This is a genomic window from Streptomyces sp. NPDC026538, assembly GCF_055567535.1.
Map to the genome: position 1 here is coordinate 561,419 of NZ_JBVHQG010000002.1, position 18,979 is coordinate 580,397.

14 protein-coding genes and 1 pseudogene are annotated in these 18,979 nt (G+C 67.6%); 7 read left to right on the top strand and 8 right to left on the bottom strand.

Annotated features, from left to right (window positions below):
* Positions 1-8: 8 nt before the first annotated feature.
* From ACZ4N4_RS09470 to ACZ4N4_RS09480, 3 genes are read right to left on the bottom strand one after another with little or no spacing between them, the layout of a single operon-like run.
* Positions 9-3,662, bottom strand: a complete 3,654-nt coding sequence (locus ACZ4N4_RS09470; protein WP_467586252.1) for a pPIWI_RE_Z domain-containing protein — start codon at positions 3,660-3,662, stop codon at positions 9-11.
* A complete protein-coding gene (locus ACZ4N4_RS09475; RefSeq protein ID WP_467586255.1) occupies positions 3,655-4,845 on the bottom strand; it encodes a pPIWI_RE_Y domain-containing protein in 1,191 nt (396 codons plus the stop codon). The genes ACZ4N4_RS09470 and ACZ4N4_RS09475 overlap by 8 nt, the downstream gene beginning before the upstream one ends.
* On the bottom strand, positions 4,845-6,440 hold the full coding sequence (locus ACZ4N4_RS09480; RefSeq protein ID WP_467586258.1) for a PD-(D/E)XK nuclease family protein: 1,596 nt from the start codon (positions 6,438-6,440) through the stop codon (positions 4,845-4,847). Before ACZ4N4_RS09480 ends, ACZ4N4_RS09475 begins: the two co-directional genes overlap by 1 nt.
* Before the next feature lie 364 nt (positions 6,441-6,804).
* Between ACZ4N4_RS09480 and ACZ4N4_RS09485 the strand changes: the two genes are divergently transcribed.
* The gene (locus ACZ4N4_RS09485) at positions 6,805-8,250 is read left to right on the top strand and encodes a serine/threonine-protein kinase (protein WP_467586260.1); all 1,446 of its coding nucleotides are present in this window, start codon (positions 6,805-6,807) and stop codon (positions 8,248-8,250) included.
* A 218-nt stretch (positions 8,251-8,468) separates the two neighbouring features.
* Here the strand turns inward: ACZ4N4_RS09485 and ACZ4N4_RS09490 are convergent, their stop codons facing one another.
* Positions 8,469-10,562, bottom strand: coding sequence for an N-6 DNA methylase (locus tag ACZ4N4_RS09490; RefSeq protein ID WP_467586263.1), 2,094 nt, complete (start codon positions 10,560-10,562; stop codon positions 8,469-8,471).
* A gap of 133 nt (positions 10,563-10,695) precedes the next feature.
* Positions 10,696-11,445, bottom strand: coding sequence for a transposase (locus ACZ4N4_RS09495; RefSeq protein ID WP_467586266.1), 750 nt, complete (start codon positions 11,443-11,445; stop codon positions 10,696-10,698).
* A gap of 389 nt (positions 11,446-11,834) precedes the next feature.
* On the opposite strand from ACZ4N4_RS09495, the gene ACZ4N4_RS09500 reads away from it, so the two are divergent.
* Positions 11,835-13,025 (top strand): IS110 family RNA-guided transposase, encoded by a 1,191-nt coding sequence (locus ACZ4N4_RS09500; protein ID WP_467586268.1) that lies wholly within the window; start codon positions 11,835-11,837, stop codon positions 13,023-13,025.
* A 191-nt stretch (positions 13,026-13,216) separates the two neighbouring features.
* Here ACZ4N4_RS09500 and ACZ4N4_RS09505 read toward each other — a convergent pair whose 3' ends face one another.
* Positions 13,217-13,486: a hypothetical protein gene (locus ACZ4N4_RS09505; RefSeq protein ID WP_467586271.1), complete on the bottom strand. Its 270-nt coding sequence runs from the start codon at positions 13,484-13,486 to the stop codon at positions 13,217-13,219.
* A gap of 161 nt (positions 13,487-13,647) precedes the next feature.
* On the opposite strand from ACZ4N4_RS09505, the gene ACZ4N4_RS09510 reads away from it, so the two are divergent.
* From ACZ4N4_RS09510 to ACZ4N4_RS09525, 4 genes are all read left to right on the top strand, one after another.
* On the top strand, positions 13,648-14,616 hold the full coding sequence (locus ACZ4N4_RS09510; RefSeq protein WP_467586275.1) for a DUF6551 family protein: 969 nt from the start codon (positions 13,648-13,650) through the stop codon (positions 14,614-14,616).
* 381 nt (positions 14,617-14,997) lie between these two features.
* Positions 14,998-15,483, top strand: coding sequence for a hypothetical protein (locus ACZ4N4_RS09515; RefSeq protein ID WP_467586278.1), 486 nt, complete (start codon positions 14,998-15,000; stop codon positions 15,481-15,483).
* A gap of 35 nt (positions 15,484-15,518) precedes the next feature.
* Positions 15,519-16,577 (top strand): serine/threonine-protein kinase, encoded by a 1,059-nt coding sequence (locus ACZ4N4_RS09520; RefSeq protein WP_467586281.1) that lies wholly within the window; start codon positions 15,519-15,521, stop codon positions 16,575-16,577.
* Between the two features lie 357 nt (positions 16,578-16,934).
* Entirely contained in the window at positions 16,935-17,366 is a 432-nt protein-coding gene (locus ACZ4N4_RS09525) for a transposase (RefSeq protein WP_467586284.1), read from the top strand.
* A gap of 44 nt (positions 17,367-17,410) precedes the next feature.
* On the opposite strand, the gene ACZ4N4_RS09530 is transcribed toward ACZ4N4_RS09525, so the two are convergent.
* Positions 17,411-17,653 carry a DUF5302 domain-containing protein gene (locus tag ACZ4N4_RS09530; protein ID WP_381100774.1) on the bottom strand — a complete coding sequence of 81 codons (243 nt, stop codon included), beginning with the start codon at positions 17,651-17,653 and terminating at the stop codon, positions 17,411-17,413.
* A gap of 210 nt (positions 17,654-17,863) precedes the next feature.
* Here ACZ4N4_RS09530 and ACZ4N4_RS09535 point away from each other — a divergent pair.
* A pseudogene (locus ACZ4N4_RS09535) lies at positions 17,864-18,460 on the top strand (PP2C family protein-serine/threonine phosphatase); the annotation flags it as partial.
* 30 nt (positions 18,461-18,490) lie between these two features.
* On the opposite strand, the gene ACZ4N4_RS09540 reads toward ACZ4N4_RS09535, so the two are convergent.
* Complete coding sequence (locus ACZ4N4_RS09540) at positions 18,491-18,973, bottom strand: DUF5994 family protein (protein WP_467586287.1); 483 nt, start codon at positions 18,971-18,973, stop codon at positions 18,491-18,493.
* Positions 18,974-18,979 lie beyond the last annotated feature (6 nt).

Consider the following 18,979-nt stretch of genomic DNA (forward strand, 5'->3'; position numbering starts at 1 on the left):
GCTGTGGCTCAGCGGTCAGTTCGGGTGCTCAGGCCGCACAGGGCGTCGTAGAGGGGGTGGTAAAGCGTGCGGACCAAGGCCGGGTCGGCGGGGTCGGCAAACGATTCGGGTGTGGTTTCGTCGTCGAAGTAGGGCGCGAGGACATCGCGGAGCTTGATGAGCAGGCCGCGGTCGTTGCGTCGGCGTCCGCTGCGGGTCGCCGCGGCGGGCGGGGCCCCGGCCTCGGCGAGTGCGGGGGCGAAGGCCGCGTCGACGAACACCACCCGCGCGGGCACTCCGCCGCGCACCAGGCGGCCGATGACCTGCCAGATGGTGACCAGCTGATCCCAGGCGAAGGAGGTCTTCTCCGCTTCGTTGAGTTGGGAGTAGATGTAGCGTCGGGACAGCAGGCGGCGCCACTCCTTGCGAGCGGCGAGGCGGAAGGCGAGCCCGGCGGTGTCCATGTCCGCTGCGTCGGCCACAAGTTTGCCGAAGGTTCCCGCCTCGGCATCCGGCTGGTTGCGCACGAACCTGGTGACCCAGTCGTTGATGGCGAACACGGCCAGCGAGAGGTCGTCGGGGCGCGGGTGGGGACGGGCGAGGAAGAGGACGGTCCCGAAGGCGGCTTTGTGGCTCTGGTTGAGGATGTTGTGGCCGCGCTCGATTGCCATCAGGGGAGCGACCAGGACTTCGGCGTCTTCGTCCTTGGCGAAGGCGGCGAGGTCGCCGCGGCGTACGGCGGAGGCGCCGGTGAAGTCTCCCGTGGCGGTGTCTCCGGGGCCGGCGTGGTCGAGCTCTGACTTGTCGGAGGCGAGGACGCGGACCTTTCCGCGCCAGCGCGGCATGCGTTCCAGGAGGTCGGCGGCGATCCTGGCGTCCTGGTAGCTGCCGACCAGGAGGAGGGCACGTCGGCGTTCTCCGTCCTCGATCTGCCGTAGTTCCTGATCGAGGAGCGAGGTGCTGCCCGGGACCGGTTTGCCGAGCTGGGTGACCATCTGGGCCAGGACCCGTTCACGGGTATCGAGTCGGGCTCCGGAGAGGGTGAGTGGGGTTCCTTCGCCGTCGTAGAGGAACAGCGTGGTGAACAGGGTTTTCCGGATGGAGTCGACGGCGGCCTGGTGGGGTTTGAGGATCGCTTGGACCGGCGCCATGACGTGTGCGCGGGTCGATGACCCGGCCCAACTGGTGCCGGACATGAGCAGGACGTGCGGTCCGGGACGGCCCGCTGCGGGGTCGGCTCCCAGCGCGGGAAGGTGAAGCAAGAGCTCGCGGCCGACGCCGGCACAGCGGAAGAAACGCAGGGTACCGCTGCGGTGTTCGTCGCCGTCCGGGCCGCGCTCCGGATCTTCGGGCAGGTACTGGAATCCAAGGACGTTACCCATCGGGGCTTCCGGCACCACCGGCGCGTAGTCGAGGGGCGGTCTGCGGGAGAGTTCGTTGTCGGCGGTGTCCAGATGCAGAGCCGCCTCGGCCTGCGGCCACAGGAAGGTGACGCGTTCGAGGCGCTGATGCAGGGCGGCCAGTACCAGGGTGAACTCAAGGCGTCGGGCTTCTCGTTCCAGCCAGGGCTCACTCCCCCAGGTATCCACGGGATCCCGGGCGGGCTTCCCCGGGCCGGGTGGCTCCTGGCGCAGCGAACCGTCCAGCAGCGGGGACCCGGTGAGCAGGGTGTCGAGCACGGATCGGACACGTTGGCTGGTCGCTGTCTGGTCGAGGTGGTGCAGGAGAGCTCCGGCACTGCGGACCAGGGCGTCGGTGAGGTCGTTGTGCGGGCCGCGATCGCCGAGCGGGTCATCGCGGAAGGCGTCGAACGCCTTGGTGACTTCGTTGCGCCGGATATCCCAGGGCTCGGTGTCTGGGGTCCGCGGCAGGGGTGCGTCGCCGTCGGCCTCGTCGTTGGAGTCGTACACCTCGGCGTCGGTGGAGGTCTCGTCAGGGAGGAGACCGGTGACGCGCGGACGGGGGTACCACTCGTTGACGAGTTTCTCCTGGAGCGTCCAGGCGCTGAAGTACTCGATGTCCGCCCAGCGGCGAAGGTCGTGGTCGGTGATCAGTCGGCGGTAGAGACGGTTGGCGGCGATGTGGACCAGGTCCAGGGAGGCCGACCAGCGTTCGACATCCCGTGCCGAGAGGGGCAGACGGCCTTGCCGGGCCAGTTCATCGATCTTGTGGATGCCGAGGCGGTCGAGCCAGGAATCCGGGCCGCGCACGATCAGCGTCGCGGACGGGGCGAAGGCGGTGTCGAGCTGCATCTGCACGCGGTCCGCCTCGTCGACGATGATGATGTCGCTGCGCAGACAGGCCAGTTCAAGGTGCCTGAGGCGTTCGACATTAAGATGGTTGGGGACAGCGCTCTGCAGGAGGCTGGCCGGGTTGGCCACCCAGATCAGGGCATCGACCAGCTCCCGGTCGGGGGCATGGCGAGGGCAGACGCTCCACACCGGACAGCCGTGATCGGACCGCGACATCTCGCTTTCCGCGGGCGCCTCGGACAGGTCGTGCCGGTACACGGGCATCGGGATCTCCCCGACAGCGGTGGGACCAGGCTTCTTGACCGGGCGCAGTTCGGTGCAGGGGGCGTCGACGTAGCGCAGGGGTTCGGCTGCTTCCAGTCCGCGCTGTGCGTCAAGGATGCACACCGAGCTCAGGTCGTCGAAGGCTGGATCATCGTGCTGGAGGAGGGAGGCTTGGCCGCGCGCGGCAAGGCGGCGGTGCAGCCGGGATGCATGCTGCTCGCGGGTGGTGCCGCCGATGACGGGAGCGGCCTGCAGGTCCAGGTCGCGTAACTGGCCGACCACGGTGAGCTGTTCGGCGACGTCACCGACGACCAGAGTGATGCGGAGCCCTTTGCGTGCGCCCCAGACAGCAATGAGGTGCATCAGAGTGCTCTTGCCCGCGCCCACCATGCCGACCAGATGGAGCAGGCGGTCTATGCGGAGAACCGTGGTCTTCTCAAAGCGCTGCCCGTCGGCAGACAAGGCATCGAGTTGCAGGTCCTCCAGCCGTCGCACCCAACGGCCGGAGGTGAGCCCGCGGGCCGTCTCGGTTTCCTCCATCCAGCCTGCGGTCTCGGCGAGTTCGGTCAGCGGGACCTCCAGGGGACGGCCTGCGGTGTGCGGGACACGGCTCAGGTCGTGGCCGGTCGCCGGCGGGAAACACAGCTGTTCGGGGATGGTCACGGAGGCGGGCCGGTGCCGCTCGGTGAACCGGGCCTGGCCCGCCGGGGCAGGCGGCAGTTGCCGTTGGTCGAAGTCCGGAAGCCGGGACAGCGCATGCTCGAACCTGTCGAAGCGGTCCGCGGCGATGGTGGGTTCGACGCGCCGCGCCGGTCCTCCTCCCTCGGGCAGCCGGTAGCCGCGGAGCCGTTCGGGCAGCTGGACGTACGTCTCCAGGCACTGGTGCCACATGCGGCGGCGACGCAGCTTCCACAGCAGGTGGCGTGCCACATCCAGCCGGGCGCTCTGTGCCGGTGTGGTGGCGATGCCCGCGGCAGCGGCAAAGGGGTAGCCGCCCAGGAGGGTGTAGACACCGTGGGCGTCGCCGGACGGGTCGAGACTCTCCATGAGGTAGAGGCCAAGTTCTACCTGGCAGAGCAACGAGGGGTTTACGTCCTGGTGTTCTTGGGGCCAGACAGGCTCCAGGGCTTTGGCCAGTTTCTGGTACCACTCGCTGCTGTTACGCACTCGGGGATCCGTTCGTCGGTGCGGAATCCGTCAGGTGGGGGCCGTCGGCCCCGCGGATGCGGGCTGTCGCGAGGGCGACGAGCCGGTCGTCGGTGAGCAGGGGCAGGCCCGCGGCGGAGGCGGGGCGGTTGCGGCGGTACGTGCCGAGGTAATCGCGGTGGGCTTCGGCCTGTTCGCGGGGAACCACCCAGCACGCTTCGTCGTAGGGCGGCTCTGGGCGAACGGGTTTCGCGGACCGGCCAAGCAGCCCGGGATGCTTCCAGTCCTTGACGTCGATGGCCCAGATGTGCCCGTCGGGGAAGGTCACACGCAAGTCGTAGGCGTCGAAGCCGGGCCAGAGCTGGACCTGGAGCCCCAGCGTGCGCAGTCGGGCTTCCAGTTCGACCTCGGCGCGTCCCGGTCCGGTGACGAACTGCCTTAGCGGTCGCACAAGTTGCAGCAGTCCGGCCACGTCGGCTCCGGTCAGGGTCCGTCCGTGCGGCGGTGCGCCCCGGCGTCGGCACCGGTCTCTCTCGCACCACCACGCGCCGTCGGCGAGCGGCGTGAGCAAGGTCAGGCAGCGACTGCAGGTGACGTAGCCGCCCTGGGATTCGTAGGAGGCCGGGACCGGGGCGTAGCACTGGTCCAGCAGTTCTTGTACGGGGGCGAGGGACAGGTCGGTCTCGGTCTCGAACCGTTCCACTCCGGTCAGTACCGGTCGTTCGACCAGGAGCCTGCGGAAGGCGACGTAGGACTCGGGTGATGACGCCTTGCGGCACAGGCGCATGGCCGTGTGAATGACCTCCCGGTCGAATTGCGCGGCGCCGGCATCCTTACCTCTGATCCACCACTCGTGGCACAGCTGGGTGGGAACCCGTGCCTCGGGATCCACCAGGTAGTCGTCCGGTCCGAAAGCATCCGGCGGCAGGTCTAAGGGCCAGTCCTCCAGGGGGCGGCTGTGGCACCAAAAGAGCAGCTCCGGCAGGCTTTTCGGGATCTCCTCGACGCCCCTGAGGAGGCAAGCCAGGACGGTCCGGTCGAGCGCTCGCTGGGCTTCCGCCGGGTAGGGCAGTTTGAAGGAGGAGAGCGAGCCGAGGTCGGCGAGCTGGATGACGGCGCCGGCCAGCGTGCGGACGAGCCGCACGTCGGGGAAGTCGAGCCAGTCACCGCGCTGGGCTGCTCGGGCGTCAAAGACGGTGGCCATCAGGAATCCTGCCTTGTCGGAGCGAGGTGTTCGATGCCCGCGCGGCACCATTCGAGGGCTTCGCAGCCGTCGCAGTGCCGACCTGGAGCGGTCGGATAGTCCTGGTCCCGGGCCCAGGGCTGGGCGAGTTGCGCGATCACCTCTCGCGCTTCATCGACGGTCCCCGGGTGTGAGGGGTCGAGTTCCTCAAAGGTCACGTCGTCGGTGTGCAGCAGTTCAAGCTCCACCCGGGAGCGCGCCGTGTCTCCGCCCAGGACGCCGGCGGCCAGCATCAGGACGCCGAGCGCCAGCTGAGGGTAGAGCTTCAGCAGCGGCTCGCCCTCATAGAGATATCTGCTCGCGGTCTTGGTCTCCCGCCAGATCCAGCCCCCGCGGCGGGTGTGGAGCAGATCGGGGGTGGCTATCAGCACAAGGCCGAGTCCGGCGTCGTAGCAGACCGCCTGGTACTGCACTCGCACCTCTTCTTCTGCGGCGAGGCCGTCCAAGGGGCAGTAGAAGTTGTGCTGTTCGAGCATGGCGGCACCGTCGAGTGCCTCTTGACCGGTCAGGTGCAGACCGCTGGCACCCCAGGACGCCGGGTCCGCCGGGCCGGGAAAGGTCTCGCAGCTTCGGTAGGGCGTACCGGCGTGCCGCTGGTTCAAAATGGCATCGACCACACGGCCGCGCCGGACTTCTGGGCTCTCGGGCGTCGAGGAGCGCAGCTTGAGCTGCCGGGTCGCGTGATACTTCGCCGGACAGTCCCGATAGGCGCGCAGATCAGTGACCGAGACGCTGCGGCGGGGACGTCGGCGCTTCGGCGGCGTAATGCTCAGAATCTCCGGGCTGCGCGGGAGAGCCTGGCAGCCGGCCAGTGCCTTGCAGTCGATGCAGCCGGTGCCGGGGCTGGTCCCGCTACCGTCGATGGCCTGGAGTAACGAAGGCCACCCCGCCGCCGTGAAGTGCTGACGTGCTTCTTGTCTGTTCCAGTCGAGCAGCTCGTTCCGCTTGCCGTCTCCACAGCCGAATTCGATGACCCGGACGCGCTCGGGCAGGGCGGCGCGGTGCTGGGGAAGTTCGCCGAAGGGGATCGGGGTATGCCGCTTGCGCCATCCTGCGACCGCGGGGCGCCCTCGCGCCACCACGTATGCGGCTACGGCCTTCTCCGCTTGGGGTCGGTCGTCCTTGGCGGTGCCGAAGGTGAGCAGCCACAGTTCTCTCGTGGAGCCGTCGAGGGCCGCGTAGCGGCGTCCCCAAGCGGTCATCTCATAGGTGTCCGCGCCCCGGGAGTCGACCGGGCCCTGGTCCGTGCCGACCACCCAGGTGTCACGGACCGGAACCGTGAGCGGCAGGTCGGCGGCCTCGCGAGCGTGCTGGTCTGCGGCTCTGGCCGCCAGATAGCGACGGATCGCCTCGGCTGACCAGGACATCAGCAGGGGGTGCGCTTCACGGCGCCGGTAGAGCGCGAAGGTCCCGTTTGTGCGCCGGAGTTCCCCAATCACCCACTCCGGGTCCTTGCGCTCGTGTTCAATCAGGTCGAGCGCATCCATGAAGACCTTGAGTGTGAAGTCTTGTAATTTTTCGGCAAATTGAGGGGATTGGGGATCTGCAATCAGCATCGGCCGGGCGTCGCTGGCCCGCTTCGTGGGGCAGTCCCGGGGGTCGAGGCGCGCCGCAGCGAGGTTCGTGCGTACCAGCCTGATGTCACCGCTGGTCCCGGCAGGGCGCGGCCCACTGCTCACGGTCTCCTCCAAGCAGTTCGAACAGGACGGCCCGATACGGCACCACCGAGCGGGCGCACCGGGTTCCGGCCGATCCAGCATGACATAAAACAGCTGTGAACTCAGTCCATGCACGACTTAGTCTTCGATCGCTTTACACTGGGCGCTTCCGCCACGCAACGGTCTGGTGGAACCGGGAACTCGCCACCGTCGCGCCTCTTCTGCGTACCAGAGGCGGGACGCTTCACAGGCAAGGGGCGGCATGAAGAAGGACGCGGTGCTGGGCAGCCGGTACAAACTGCTCAAGCACCTGGGCAGCGGCGGCATGGCCGTGGTCTGGCTGGCGAGGGACCTGCGGGACGACAGGCTCGTGGCCGTCAAATGCCTGCGCACACAGAACGAGCTCCTGGACGCGCTCGACGAAGACGAGGCGCACGACGAACTTCGGCGCATGCGTGGCCGGTTCCGGCGCGAGGGCACCCTTCTGGGACGGCTGCATAACAGGAGCATTCCCCAGCTCTATGACCAGGGCACTCACCACGCCGAGCCCTACCTCGTCATGCGCTACGTCGCCGGCAAGCCCCTGCACCGATTTTTGGAGCAGTACACCCCCACCATCGAGGTCAGCGCGGCCATCGGGGTTCAGATCGCCGAGGCACTGACCTGCGCCCATGACCTGCCGGTGGTGCACCGCGACCTCAAGCCGTACAACTTGATCATCGACGAGAACGGCGTGGTCGTCCTCATCGACTTCGGCATCGCCAAGCCGCTCTGGCCCGGCGTCACCGACTACACCCAGCACGGATCCACCGTCGGCAGCAGAGGGTACGAAGCCCCGGAGCAGATCCTGGAACGCCAGATCACCCCGAAGACCGACCTGTATGCGCTGGGCTGCGTCCTCTACCACCTGCTGACCGGCCATCCGCCGTTCTCCGGTGACGGGCTGAAGGACCAACATGTGCATGCCGCGCCGATCCCGCCGACCTGTCATGTCGGGCACATCCCGGCAGAGCTCGAGAGGCTGGTACTGAAGTTGCTGGCGAAGGAGCCGGAGGACCGGCCGACGGACGCCCGCATGGTCGCAGAGGTGCTGCGGAAGTACGCGCCGCGTCCGGGTGACGCTGCCCCGTCCCCTCGGCTAGAGCCGGACCCGACGCGTCCGTTGCGCTTGCCCGACGAATACGACCTGCCGATCGCGCCCGCGACACCGATGGCTGAGTCCAGTTCCGGCAGGAGGCGACGCGGTTCCGGGTTCCTCAGCCGCCGGATGTTTCAGGAGGTCACCACCGAGGCGGAAGCGGAGGTCGAATCCGGTGAGCCGACGAGTGCGGTAGACAAGCTGCTGGAGCTGCTGCCCGCCGCCCGCCGGGATTGGGGCGCCTTCGACCCCGGCGTCCGGACGGCCTTGCGCGTGGCCGCGAATGGCATGCGTGTGGCCGGGCGCTGCAAGGAGGCGATCGCCCTCTTTGAGGCTCTGACCCTGCGGGCTGAGGGCAAGGCGAGCCCGGATGAGCTGGCCGACTACCTGGAGGGCACTCTGGGTGCGGCGGAGTGCCGTATCCCCTTCGGTGACTTGCTTCCGGCCGCGGCGGCGCGGGCCATGGTGCTCGAACGGATGGCCCACGTCAGGGGCCCGCGCGCCCAAGTGCTGGCTGAGCGATGCCGAGAGGTCGGCATCGAGCTCGAGGAGCTGGGCTTCGGCATCTAGGCGATCTTGCGTAAGTAGGTTGCGCTCTGGCTGGCTGGGACAGGTCGTTGGGTGAGTGTGCCTGGGCGGTGGCGTACTTCTCGCGTCTTCGGAGATCCTTTCCGGTCCAAGCTCATCAGTGATCGTTCTCCAGCGCCTGTGGGCCAACATCCATGGTCAGCGGGCAAGTCACGTACAGGGAGGTCCGGCGGGTGTACCGCAAGCGATCGGCGGCTTGCTCACGGACGCAAAGAGTGGAGCTTTCCCGCTGCGAGCCCGTCCCCGAGGCTCCGCACGAGAGCCTCGCCCACCGATGCGACCGAGCGGAGCGACTCCTCAAGTGCCAGGAGTTCTCTGAAGGCCGCCGCATACGGCCGCTGTTCAACAAGTGCGAGCTGGAGCACCTGTAGCTTGCGTACGTCGATGCGGGCAGAGCTGGAGGTGTGGGAACCCGCTTGCCGCGCGTTCGCGGACGCACGCAGGCAGCCTGCGAGGAACCAGGGGTCGAGGACTTCGGGGTCCGGGCGCAGCGCGTAAAGCTGGGGTCCGAGCACCAAGGGCGTATCCTCTTGGACCCAGACGCGATACGCCCTCTCGACACCCGCCACGACGACATCCCCCGGCTCGGCCACGGTGAACGAACCCGTACTGGCGCCCCGCTCTGCCTCGGCCCGGGCGAGCCAGCCCCCCGGCTGTCCTCCCAGGACCAGGTCGGGAACGCTCAAGGCCGGTACTGCGCCGTCTGGCAGCGCGTCGCCGTGCAGTAGTTCGCTGGGGAGAGTCTGCCCCTGTTGCAGCTTGAGAGCATGAGCACGGTGCAGGTCCGAGACCGTGATCGTGGACAGCGCCTCACTACCCGCCGACAGGTCGATTGCCGCCAGAGACTGGGAGTGATCGCGCAGATCGTCGAGCAGGCCACCCAGGCGCACCCAGGACTCATGGAGCTTGGCCTGGGCCTCTACGGCCGTCTCCGGTACGTGGCGGGCCGGCGTGAGATCTGTCTGTTCATTGAGCAGGTCCACCACGGGAACGGTGACACTCCCCTCAGGCAATTGCTTCCCTGCTCCTGCCTTCCTTTCTCCAGACCAGTCATAAGCACGTACCGCATCGAGTACGCGGCTGGTCAACTGCGGCCAATCGATGCCTTGAGCTCCTCTCGTCGCCCCATGCGATGTGGCTGCGTCGAGCAGAAACAGGCGTTCGCCGGAAGCAGCGCTGCCCTCGGACACGGGCATCCGGAGAATCCACAACTGGAGCGAGACGCTGTGTGGTTGGGCAGCCCCGGCCGGAAGTGCGACGACTCCCTGCAGAGCACCCGTCCGCAGTAGCGCTCCACGGATGCGCCTACCTGCGCGCCGGGAGGCCACCGCCGGCGGCAGCAGGAGTACAGCCACGCCGCCTGGCGCCAGTCGCGCCAGCGCGTGTTCAATCCAGGCGAGTTCAGGCTCGGTCCTCGGTGGCAGGCCGTAGACCCATCGGGGGTCAGTGGCCAGTTCCTCATGACCCCAGTCGCGCGCGTTGAACGGGGGGTTGCACAGGACGATGTCGGCCCGGACACCGTCGTTTGGGTCCGCGCGGAGCGAGTCACCTGCCTCGATCCTCACAACGCCACTTCCCTCCTCCGCGTCGGCGAAGCCCAGCCGCACTTCCGCCAGCGCGGCAAGTACCGGGTCGAGTTCGGTACCGATGAGCGTCGTAGTCCCGGGATCGGCGTCGGCGCTTCGCTCCGCCATGCCCTCACCGGCGGCCAGGAGCAGCCCGCCGACACCGCAGGCGGGGTCGAGAACGGTGATCCGCCCATCCGCGCCCCGGCGCTCCTCCGCTACGACAGCTAGAGCAACGTCTGCCATCAGTCGGGCCAATGGGGCTGGGGTGGTGCCGACCTGCCGTACATGGGCGTCAAGCCAGCGCGTGAGCAGGAAGGTGAATGTCTCCCGCTCTCCTTCGTATCGTGCGACGTCGACCGTCTCGTTCATCACGCGAGCGGCCTCGTCCGGAAGCAAGGAATGCTCGGGTGCGGCCTGATCCGCGCCTGTCCCGGCAAGCAGGCGGCAGCCGGCTTCGGCGAGCGCCGCGCCCATCACCGCACGATCCCCCAGGGCCTCATAGTGCGGCCACAGCCGCTCGCGCAACCCGATCCGCTCGATCTTCCCGTGGGCGTACAGCCACCGTTCGACCTCCGCAAGGGAGAACTGCGGGCTGGTGTCTGTACCGCCGACCGGCATCGGGAACGAGACATGGCGCCGTCGCCAGTTGCTTACCGCCGCTCGGCCAACGCCCGCAATGCGCGCGATTCCCGCCAAGGTGACGGGCGCATCGTTGGAGTCTGGCATGTGGTTCTCCGAGCGGGAGGGCGACGTTCGGACGGGTCTGACCCAGGATGCCGACACCGTAGCTCAGCCACGCCCATCAGGCCAATCATTGACTGAGTTCACACACACTTCGTCGACCGCACACTGAGGTCTTTCAGCGCTGCCGCTCCAGAGTGAGGACGGCCGCGGAGATTGACGACATTCGATTCGGGCTGCACCGGGATCGGCGGAAGATGCGCCAGGACTTCAAGCGTGCGACGCCTCGCTCGACCGGTGCCCGTGCCGCGGACAGAGCGCGATTGACGGTTTGCTGGGTCGGCGTGAGGTTACGGCCCGGCGAGCGCCTGAGGGGTGTCGTCACCCATGGGCCAGCTCCCATGTAGGCGCGGTCGGCGAGGATGGGAACGCCCTGGCGCTCGCAGATCCGGATGATCCGGTGGGCGCGGGCCGCGGTCAGATCATGGGCGCGGCTGGGCAGAGCAGGCGAGATCCACAGCAGCTGCCCGACCGGGTCGGTCACCACCTGCACGTTCACCCCGTGCCTGCGGTGCTTGTGGGAGAAATCGGCCCGGCTGTCGCTGACCCGGTCGCACTCCGCCAGGGTGCCGTCGAGCAGGACGTAGTCCGGTTCCGCCTCGCGCAAGGCGCGCAGCAGGCCGGGTGGGCGGCCGGCGAGCAGGTCGACGACGGCTGTCGTGTAAGCGTGAGCGGTGCCGACGGAGATGCCGAACCCGGCCGCGAGTTGGGCGAGGGTGTCGTGCCGGCGCAGGTACACCAGGCCGACCAGGGCACGCTGGTGCGGTGGGAGCTTGCAGCGGCGGTCACCCTCACGGGTGACGATGAGCATCGTGACCCACTCGACGAGAGTATGCGGGAGGTCGAGTGCGGCAGAATACGGAACCAACAGGGCTCCTGTGCCTGTGGGTTGAGACTTCGAACACCTCCCCCAACGGCACGGGAGCCTCGTGCGTTGCGGTCCTCACCTCGACCCGACCGGCGTCACCCGATCAGTGGTCCCGTTGAAAACGCTCCCTACGTTGTTCTGCGGGACGTGTTGAGCCCTTCCCTACGTTGTTCTGCGGGACGTGTTGAGCCCTTCGTATGGTTCATCCACCCAGGGGCACCGGGTGTGGTTGAAAAAGCTCTGCCGCTTGTGGCTCTCAGTGATTGGCCGCCCGGCGCCCCACGACGACTCGGCTGCCAATTAGGAATTGCGAATGATCGCTGAGTAGGGAATCGACAGCGAGGTCGTCCGTCGGGAGGCACCAGCACAACACCGCACGGAGGCATCACATGGCCACGATCTGGGCCGGCATCGACGCAGGCAAAGTCCATCATCACTGCGTCGCCATAGACGAGAGCGGCCGTCGGCTGCTGTCCCGACGTGTTACCAACGACGAGCCAGAACTACTCGAACTCCTCGCCGACGTACTGGCTTTGGGCGGCGAGGTGACCTGGGGCATCGACCTTGCCGACGGCGGAGCCGCCCTCGCCATCGCGATCCTGCTCAACCACGACCAGCCGGTGCACTACATCTCCGGCCGGGCCATCCACCGCGCCTCCGAGAGCTACCGAGGCGAGGGCAAAACCGACGCCAAGGACGCCGCCGTCATCGCCGACCAGGTCCGCGTCCGACGCGACCTGCACCTTTTACGCGCCGACGACGACACCGTCACCGACCTCAAGCTCCTCACCGGCCGACGTATGGACCTGGTCGCCGACCGCACCCGCACCGTCAACCGCCTACGAGCCCAGCTCACCAGCGTCTTCCCTGGCCTGGAACGGGCGTTGGACCTGACCAACACCGGCCCGCTCACCTTGCTGACCGGCTACCAGACCCCGGCGGCCATCCGCCGAATCGGCGCCAAGCGGCTGGAGACCTGGCTGCGCAACCGCCACGTCGTCCGCCCGGACCGGCTCGCCGAGATCGCCGTCCAGGCCGCGGAACGGCAGCACACGATCCTGCCCGGCGAAAAGCTGGCCGCCGAGCTGGTGCACACGCTGGCAAAGGAGGTGACTGTCCTCAACCAGCAGGTCGCCGATCTCGACAAGGACATCGAGGCCCGGTTTCGCGACCACCACGCCTTCGACGTGATCACCAGCATGCCAGGTCTGGGCATCATCCTCGGCGCCGAGTTCCTGGCAGCCACCGGAGGCGACATGACGGTCTTCGGCACCGCCGACCGCCTCGCCGGCTTCGGCGGCGTCGCACCAGTGCCTCGCGACTCCGGGAAGATCAGCGGCAACCTGCGGCGCCCGCGGCGCTACAACCGTCGTCTCCAACGTGTCTTCTACATCTCGGCGTTGTTCAGCATCCGGCACTGCGATGAGTCGCGCAGGTTCTACGACCGCAAACGCGCCGAGGGCAAGCGTCACATCCAGGCCGTCCTCGCCCTGGCCCGCCGCCGCGTCAACGTCCTGTGGGCACTCCTACGCGACGGGCGGTGCTACGAGCTCACCCCGCCCAGTGCTCTCACGGCTTGACAGACCGCATTAGGAATCACTGTTCCACGGCTACCTCTCTAAGAGCTCGTAACACGATCATGAGCGCGCACGGCAGGAGCACGAACCGACGAACAGCGGGCGCCGGACGTCCGCGTGGGGAACTCGCCAACACCGGAGCTGCCGGGGCTCCGCGCACAGGTGAGCATTCGCATCCCGCCGAGCGGCTCGGCTCAGAGCAGCAGGACGAACATCACGGCCAGCCCCACAGTCATGGCCCGCGGCAGGCCGGCGACCACGCATCGGCCCGGGCGTCCGCCACCGGCCCCGGCCTGCCCGCGGGCGTCGCGCCGGCGGGCGCCTTCTCTGTCAAGTTCTACGTGTTGAGAATGGTCACGCCTCCAGCACCTGACCAAGAGCTCCTGGAGAACAAACTCAAGGCCGCCCAGACCGCGATCGCCGACCTTTTCCACGACAACGAAGCCCTCCAGCATCAGCTCCACAAGGCTGCCCCTGCGGAGCACGGCGTTGACGGAGCACCAGCACCGCCGAGGTGAAGACCACGGCTCGCACACGCGAGAAATATCAAGACGCTAGATAGTTTGACGCGCGAGAAATTCCCATGGTTGACTGAGTGTCACCTGACCACTATCAAGGGGGATACGTGGCACTGACCGCCACCGTCCCGGCGCAGTCCGGAACGAAGACCGTCCGGAAGTCCTACGCAGAGATCCCCGTCGGGGACCTGCACGTCGATCAGACCCTCAACTCTGCTCGCCTGTTTGGCACCAACACCGCCGAGGACGCGGGCCCTGCCACGCAGCGGAAGAAGGACGCCGCGTGGACGGCGCGGCTCACGAAGATGTGGGACCCCTTCGCGCTACTCCCGGCAATCGTCTCCCTCCGGGAGGACGGCCGGTACTACCTTCTCGACGGCCAGCACTCCACGGAGGTGGCGGTCGAGAAGGAGGGCCCGGACTTCCTCCGGGACTGCATGGTCTACGAGGGGCTCTCCGACGAGCAGGAGGCGAAGCTGTTCCTCGCAGCGAACCGCGACCGCAAGGCCGTGAAGCCGTTCGACATCTTCCGTGTCTCGATCACCGCTGGCGACCCGCGCAACACCCGTATCCTCGCCGAGGTTGAGAGCCGCGATCTCGGCATCTCGGGCAGCACCTCGGCGAACAAGATCGGCGCGGTCCAGGCGCTCACCGCCCTCGCGGTGATGGACGAGAAGCACGCCGCCCGGGACGAGAGCGGGAGCCTGATCTACCCCCTCGTTCTCCCCGAGGGGCGCTCCCCGCTGATCCCTCAGGTGCTGCAGGTCGTCGAGGACGCGTGGGGTCGCACCCCCGCGACGTGGGAGGGGATCATGTTGCGCGCCGTCGCGATGGTCCTCGACCGCAACCCCGGCGCCCGGCTCGACCGCCTTAGCGGGAAGCTTGCCGGTCACGGCAGGCGCAAGCCGATCACAGTCGCGCAGTGGAAGGAGTCGTCCATCGCGAACACGGTCGGCGGTGGCGGCTCCTCCTCCCGCTCTGCCCCCCTCGCAAAGCTCATCGTCAACGAGTACAACACCGGGTTGACCGACCCGGCGGAGCTCCTGATCTCCCCGGGCCGGCCCGACAAGGACTGAACCACCATCACCGGGCCCCCGGGCACGCAGCATGGAGGCCCTTCGCTCCAACTGTGTCAGGCAGCCGTTGAGGCGCGCTGGCCCCGGGGGCTTCACGAGCGGCGAAATCCCCCAGGCCCAGCGCTTGGCTCGTGATCGACAGCATGTGTCATGAGACATGCTGAGTGCGAAGAACAACCGATATCGCTGGGCAGTTGTTCATCCCGTAGGAGGAGTTGAACGACTTCGTGTTCGGGCTTGTCCCTGTCGGAATCGATGGTGGAGGCCAGAGTTCTCTCCCGTCCAGGCCCGGTCTCTGCCTGGACAGCAGCTGAATCACTAGCACTGCCGCACGACCGTACTAGCCCGCACTCCCCTGTCCCGTCTGAAAGCTGTGGATACGTGAAAGTCCTTGGCATCGCCATTGCCGCCGGCGCCCTCCAGTACGGCGCTCTCCGGTCCGATCCGGTCGCCTCCCCCATCGCCGGCGCCCCTGAGCGTTTGGGCAAAGCGGACGGGCTGACGGGAGCCGATCTCGTCGCGGACATCTACCGTCGCATTAAGCAGGACATCCATGGCCTCTCGCCCGACCTCGTGGTTTTGGTGGCCACCCGCAAGAACGCGCAGTGGGCCTACCGGCAGGCCGCCGATCGCGCGTCCCTGGAAGCATTGGTCCAGCTTGCCTGTCATGAGGAAGGCATTCGCTGTGAGGAGTGGAAGACCGAGAAGATCGGCAAGCTCATCGGTGTGCCGCCCACCGCGATTGACAGTGTCGAGCTGGCGCAGTTGGGGCTGTCCGCCCGCCCCAGATACTGGGCCGGGCGCGGCGATGCCTTCGCCGCAGCCCTCGCCGCGCTGAATGAGTCAAACTCCCAGGCCGCCCGGTAGCCCCGGCGCCACCCCGATCAACGGAGAGCAGAGTGGTGACCGAGCACAAGCGACGCCTGGTCCTGGACTACGAGTCCCTGCACAGCATGCCGCTGGGCGTCCACGAAGTGCATGTGTGGTGGGACCCGCACCTGGGCAACTGGCTGGTTGGCAAGTGCGTCGATCTTGCCGAGTTCCACGACGACGCGGACCTGATCGAGCCTCAGCTCATGGAGAGGATCAAGCATCGCAACATCGTGCCTGTGCGGGCCGTGGCGGGGGTTCCCGGCTACCCGCCGCCGATGCGCGTGATCGAGATTCTCATGCCGTACTACGAAGCGGGAAGCATCACCGACGCCCTAGAGGCCGGCCGGACGTTCACGCCCACGAAATCCCTCCAGATCATCCAGTCGGCGCTTCAGGGACTGCGTGAGATGCACGAGCACCACAGAATCCTGCACCGCGACATTAAGAGCCCCAACCTGTTCCTCACGGGCGATGCCGACCTCGTCAAGATCGGCGACCTGGGCGTGGCAGGCCGGATGGACGCTTCTGGGTCCACGCCGCCCATTCAAGTGGCGCATCCGTACTCACCTCCCGAGATCATGATCGGACCGCGCGTCACAGCAGCGTCGGACCTCTACTCCCTTGGTTTGGTCCTCGTTGAACTGCTGGCGGGGAAGTTCGACTACGCCTCCTACAGCCGCACCGACGTCGTCGACGCGCTCCAGCAGGGCCTCCCGCCGCTGCGTACCGAAGACCGCAAACTACCCGCTTGGGTCTGCCGACGACTTCGCCAGCTGGTAGCCAAGGCCACACACCCAGATCCAGAGCGGCGCTTCACGACCGCTCGCGACATGAGCACGGCCCTGGCCGCGATCAAGATCGCTGATTGGCAGCAAACTGAGCCTGGCACCTGGCAGGCACGCCATCTGTGGAAGGACGAGAGCTGGAGAGTCACGGCGGCTTCCGTCACTGGCGGGGTCGAACTGACCCTCCTGCGTCGCAAGCAAGCGTCATGGCGGCGCGTAGGCGCGTCGCAAGTGGCCCCCACGTTGCAGGACGGGAAGTCCCTCGCCTACTTCGAGGAAGCCAACAAGCGAGCTGTGAGCTGATCAACCGCCTGCGTCAGCACTGCATCGGCCGAGCAGACAACCGGCGCCACGAATTTCGACTCCTCGACAGCCTCTGGGGTCACGGTAAACCGCGCTAGGCGGCCTACTCCAGCTGGTTCGAGAGCGCCGCTGCGAGCAAGCTGCCAGACCTCGCCGCGGACCCGGCGGGCGTCAACGCCTTGATCGGCGATCATAGGTGCCAAGAGCTGGCGCCACTCTTCGCTCCCGGCTCCGACGGAACAGGCCCAAAGCTGCTCAACAAGCACCTCCGCAGCCCAGGCGTGCCGCGGCAGCGAACGCTCAGGAAGCCGGGCGATGCATTGAGTCAACAATGCGCCCTGCGGGCTCATCGCCTCCATGCCACCTCCCGGATCGGGCACTCGCACACACAGTCTTACTTTGTCGCCAGCGTGCCCGACTCGGAGGCGCTGTGCAAGGCGCACGAACCACCGACCGTACCCAGCCGCGCGACTCCGCCGTGCAACACCGGGTACGGACTTATGTGCCAGCCGCCGGGGCCTGACCACGCACCTGACGGCCGGGATGCGTCGCTACATAGCCGAACGTGACTGGCTCACCGTCTACCAGCTCCCGCCCTACGCACCGGACCTCAACCCGGTCGAGGGCATCTGGTCGGTACTGCGGCGCACCACCCCGGCCAACCGTGCGTTCGCCGACCCTCAAGACCTGATCACCGCCGTCCGGCGGGGGTTACGCCAGCTCCAGTACCGCCATGCCGTTCTCGACGGCTGCCTCTCCGGCACCGGAGTCGTGCCCGTTCCACGATGACGACATCACGCATTGAAGGTCAGTAGATCGCGGGACTCATCGACTCAGCCGCCGCTCTTGCGCCTGAACGACCGCTGGCTCGCAGCCGGGCCATGCGCCGAACGCACCTTCGACGGATCGGACTTGGCGGCAATGTCAGCGGCGTCCGCCTGCGCACCGCGCTTGCGCGCCAGGGCTTCGCGGAACTTGCGCTTGAGGTCGTAGTTGCCGTCGCTGTCCGGCTCCAGAGGGGACGTCTCGGGGACAGCCGGCTCCGAACCTTCCGTAGATACGGGCTCTGCGGTCATGGTGATCTCCTGGGTTCGGGGGTGGGCAAGCGCAGCTTGTCATGCTGGGCGCAGTGCGAGGCGCCGGCAACATCATTCTGCTCCGTTTCGGCGGGTATCCCTCTCACGGCCAAAGGCGTTGACTTCGTAGGTGAGGCGCGCATGACGGCTTCGGGCCGGGCCGAGGGTTGCCGATCCCGTGGCCAGGAGATTCGCCGCCAGGGCAACGGCGACTACGCCCTCAACGGCGACGTCCTCCACGTGGTCATGATCGATGCGATGGGCCACGGACTGGACGCGGCCACGATGGCCACCGTGGCCATCGGCGCCTACCGCCACGCCCGCCGCCTCGGCATCGGACTGTCGGAGATCTACGACGTCATGGACCGCGCCGTGGCGGAGCAGTTCGGTCCCGAGCACTTCGTCACCGTGCAGATGATGCAGCTGGACACGACGACGGGACGGGTGCAGTGGGTCAATGCCGGACACCCGCCGCCGATACTCGTCCGCGACCACCGCGTCGCGCAGCGCCTGGTCGCCCCGACGACCCTCCCGGTCGGCCTGGGCGGTTCAGAGCCACGGGTCAGCGAACTGGGGCTGGAGCGCGGGGACCACGTCCTCTGCTTCACCGATGGAGTGGTCGAGGAGCACAAGTCCGGCGGGGAGGACTTCGGGGAGGACCAACTGATCGACTGTGTGAACCATCTGGAGAGGACCGGCCGAGGGGTCCGGGCGGTGACGCGCTCCCTGTCCCACACGCTCAAGCGGGCGCGGGGCGGACACACCACGGATGACGCGACGCTGCTCATGGTGGAGTGGCGCGACTGACCTCACCGGCCTCGGTCGAGGTACGGAGCATCAGTCCGACGGCTCCTGCCCGCTCCCGGTATCGATGAGGATCTGTTCCGCCTGGCTGATGTTGTCTGCCCGCACTGCCTGGGCCATCGCAGCGCGGGCGGCCTCGGGTGTCGCGTTCGGCGGGACCACCAGCAGCGAGAAGAGGTCCTGGTCGCCCCGGGTGATCAGGACCGTGTCGTCACCCACGGGGAAGGAGTCGATGTGCACCACCCGGTCGTCGACGACGATCCGCGTCGGGAGCCCTGCCCAGGCTGCGGTGTCCAGCCCGACGCGGGTGACGGGGCCGAGGTGCCTGGTGAGGGCGCTCAGCAGCTCGGGCAGCTCGGCACCGATGGGGCGCGACCGCGGCCACCACGCACCATCCAGGACACCTTCCCGCGACCCCGTAGTCTCCAGCCGCAGGAGCGCGCACCCAGGCCGTACGGCCTCGTGAACACCGCTCGGCAGATGCCGCGAATCAGGGGGTGAATCGGAGCCGGTCATGAGGAC

Excerpts from the sequence above, each read along its gene's own strand:
- ACZ4N4_RS09500 (WP_467586268.1), top strand. The coding sequence starts at position 11,835 with ATGGCCACGATCTGGGCCGGCATCGACGCAGGCAAAGTCCATCATCAC.
- ACZ4N4_RS09485 (WP_467586260.1), top strand. The coding sequence starts at position 6,805 with ATGAAGAAGGACGCGGTGCTGGGCAGCCGGTACAAACTGCTCAAGCAC.
- ACZ4N4_RS09525 (WP_467586284.1), top strand. The coding sequence starts at position 16,935 with ATGCCACCTCCCGGATCGGGCACTCGCACACACAGTCTTACTTTGTCG.
- ACZ4N4_RS09480 (WP_467586258.1), bottom strand. The coding sequence starts at position 6,440 with ATGCTGATTGCAGATCCCCAATCCCCTCAATTTGCCGAAAAATTACAA.
- ACZ4N4_RS09490 (WP_467586263.1), bottom strand. The coding sequence starts at position 10,562 with ATGCCAGACTCCAACGATGCGCCCGTCACCTTGGCGGGAATCGCGCGC.
- ACZ4N4_RS09530 (WP_381100774.1), bottom strand. The coding sequence starts at position 17,653 with ATGACCGCAGAGCCCGTATCTACGGAAGGTTCGGAGCCGGCTGTCCCC.
- ACZ4N4_RS09475 (WP_467586255.1), bottom strand. The coding sequence starts at position 4,845 with ATGGCCACCGTCTTTGACGCCCGAGCAGCCCAGCGCGGTGACTGGCTC.
- ACZ4N4_RS09540 (WP_467586287.1), bottom strand. The coding sequence starts at position 18,973 with ATGACCGGCTCCGATTCACCCCCTGATTCGCGGCATCTGCCGAGCGGT.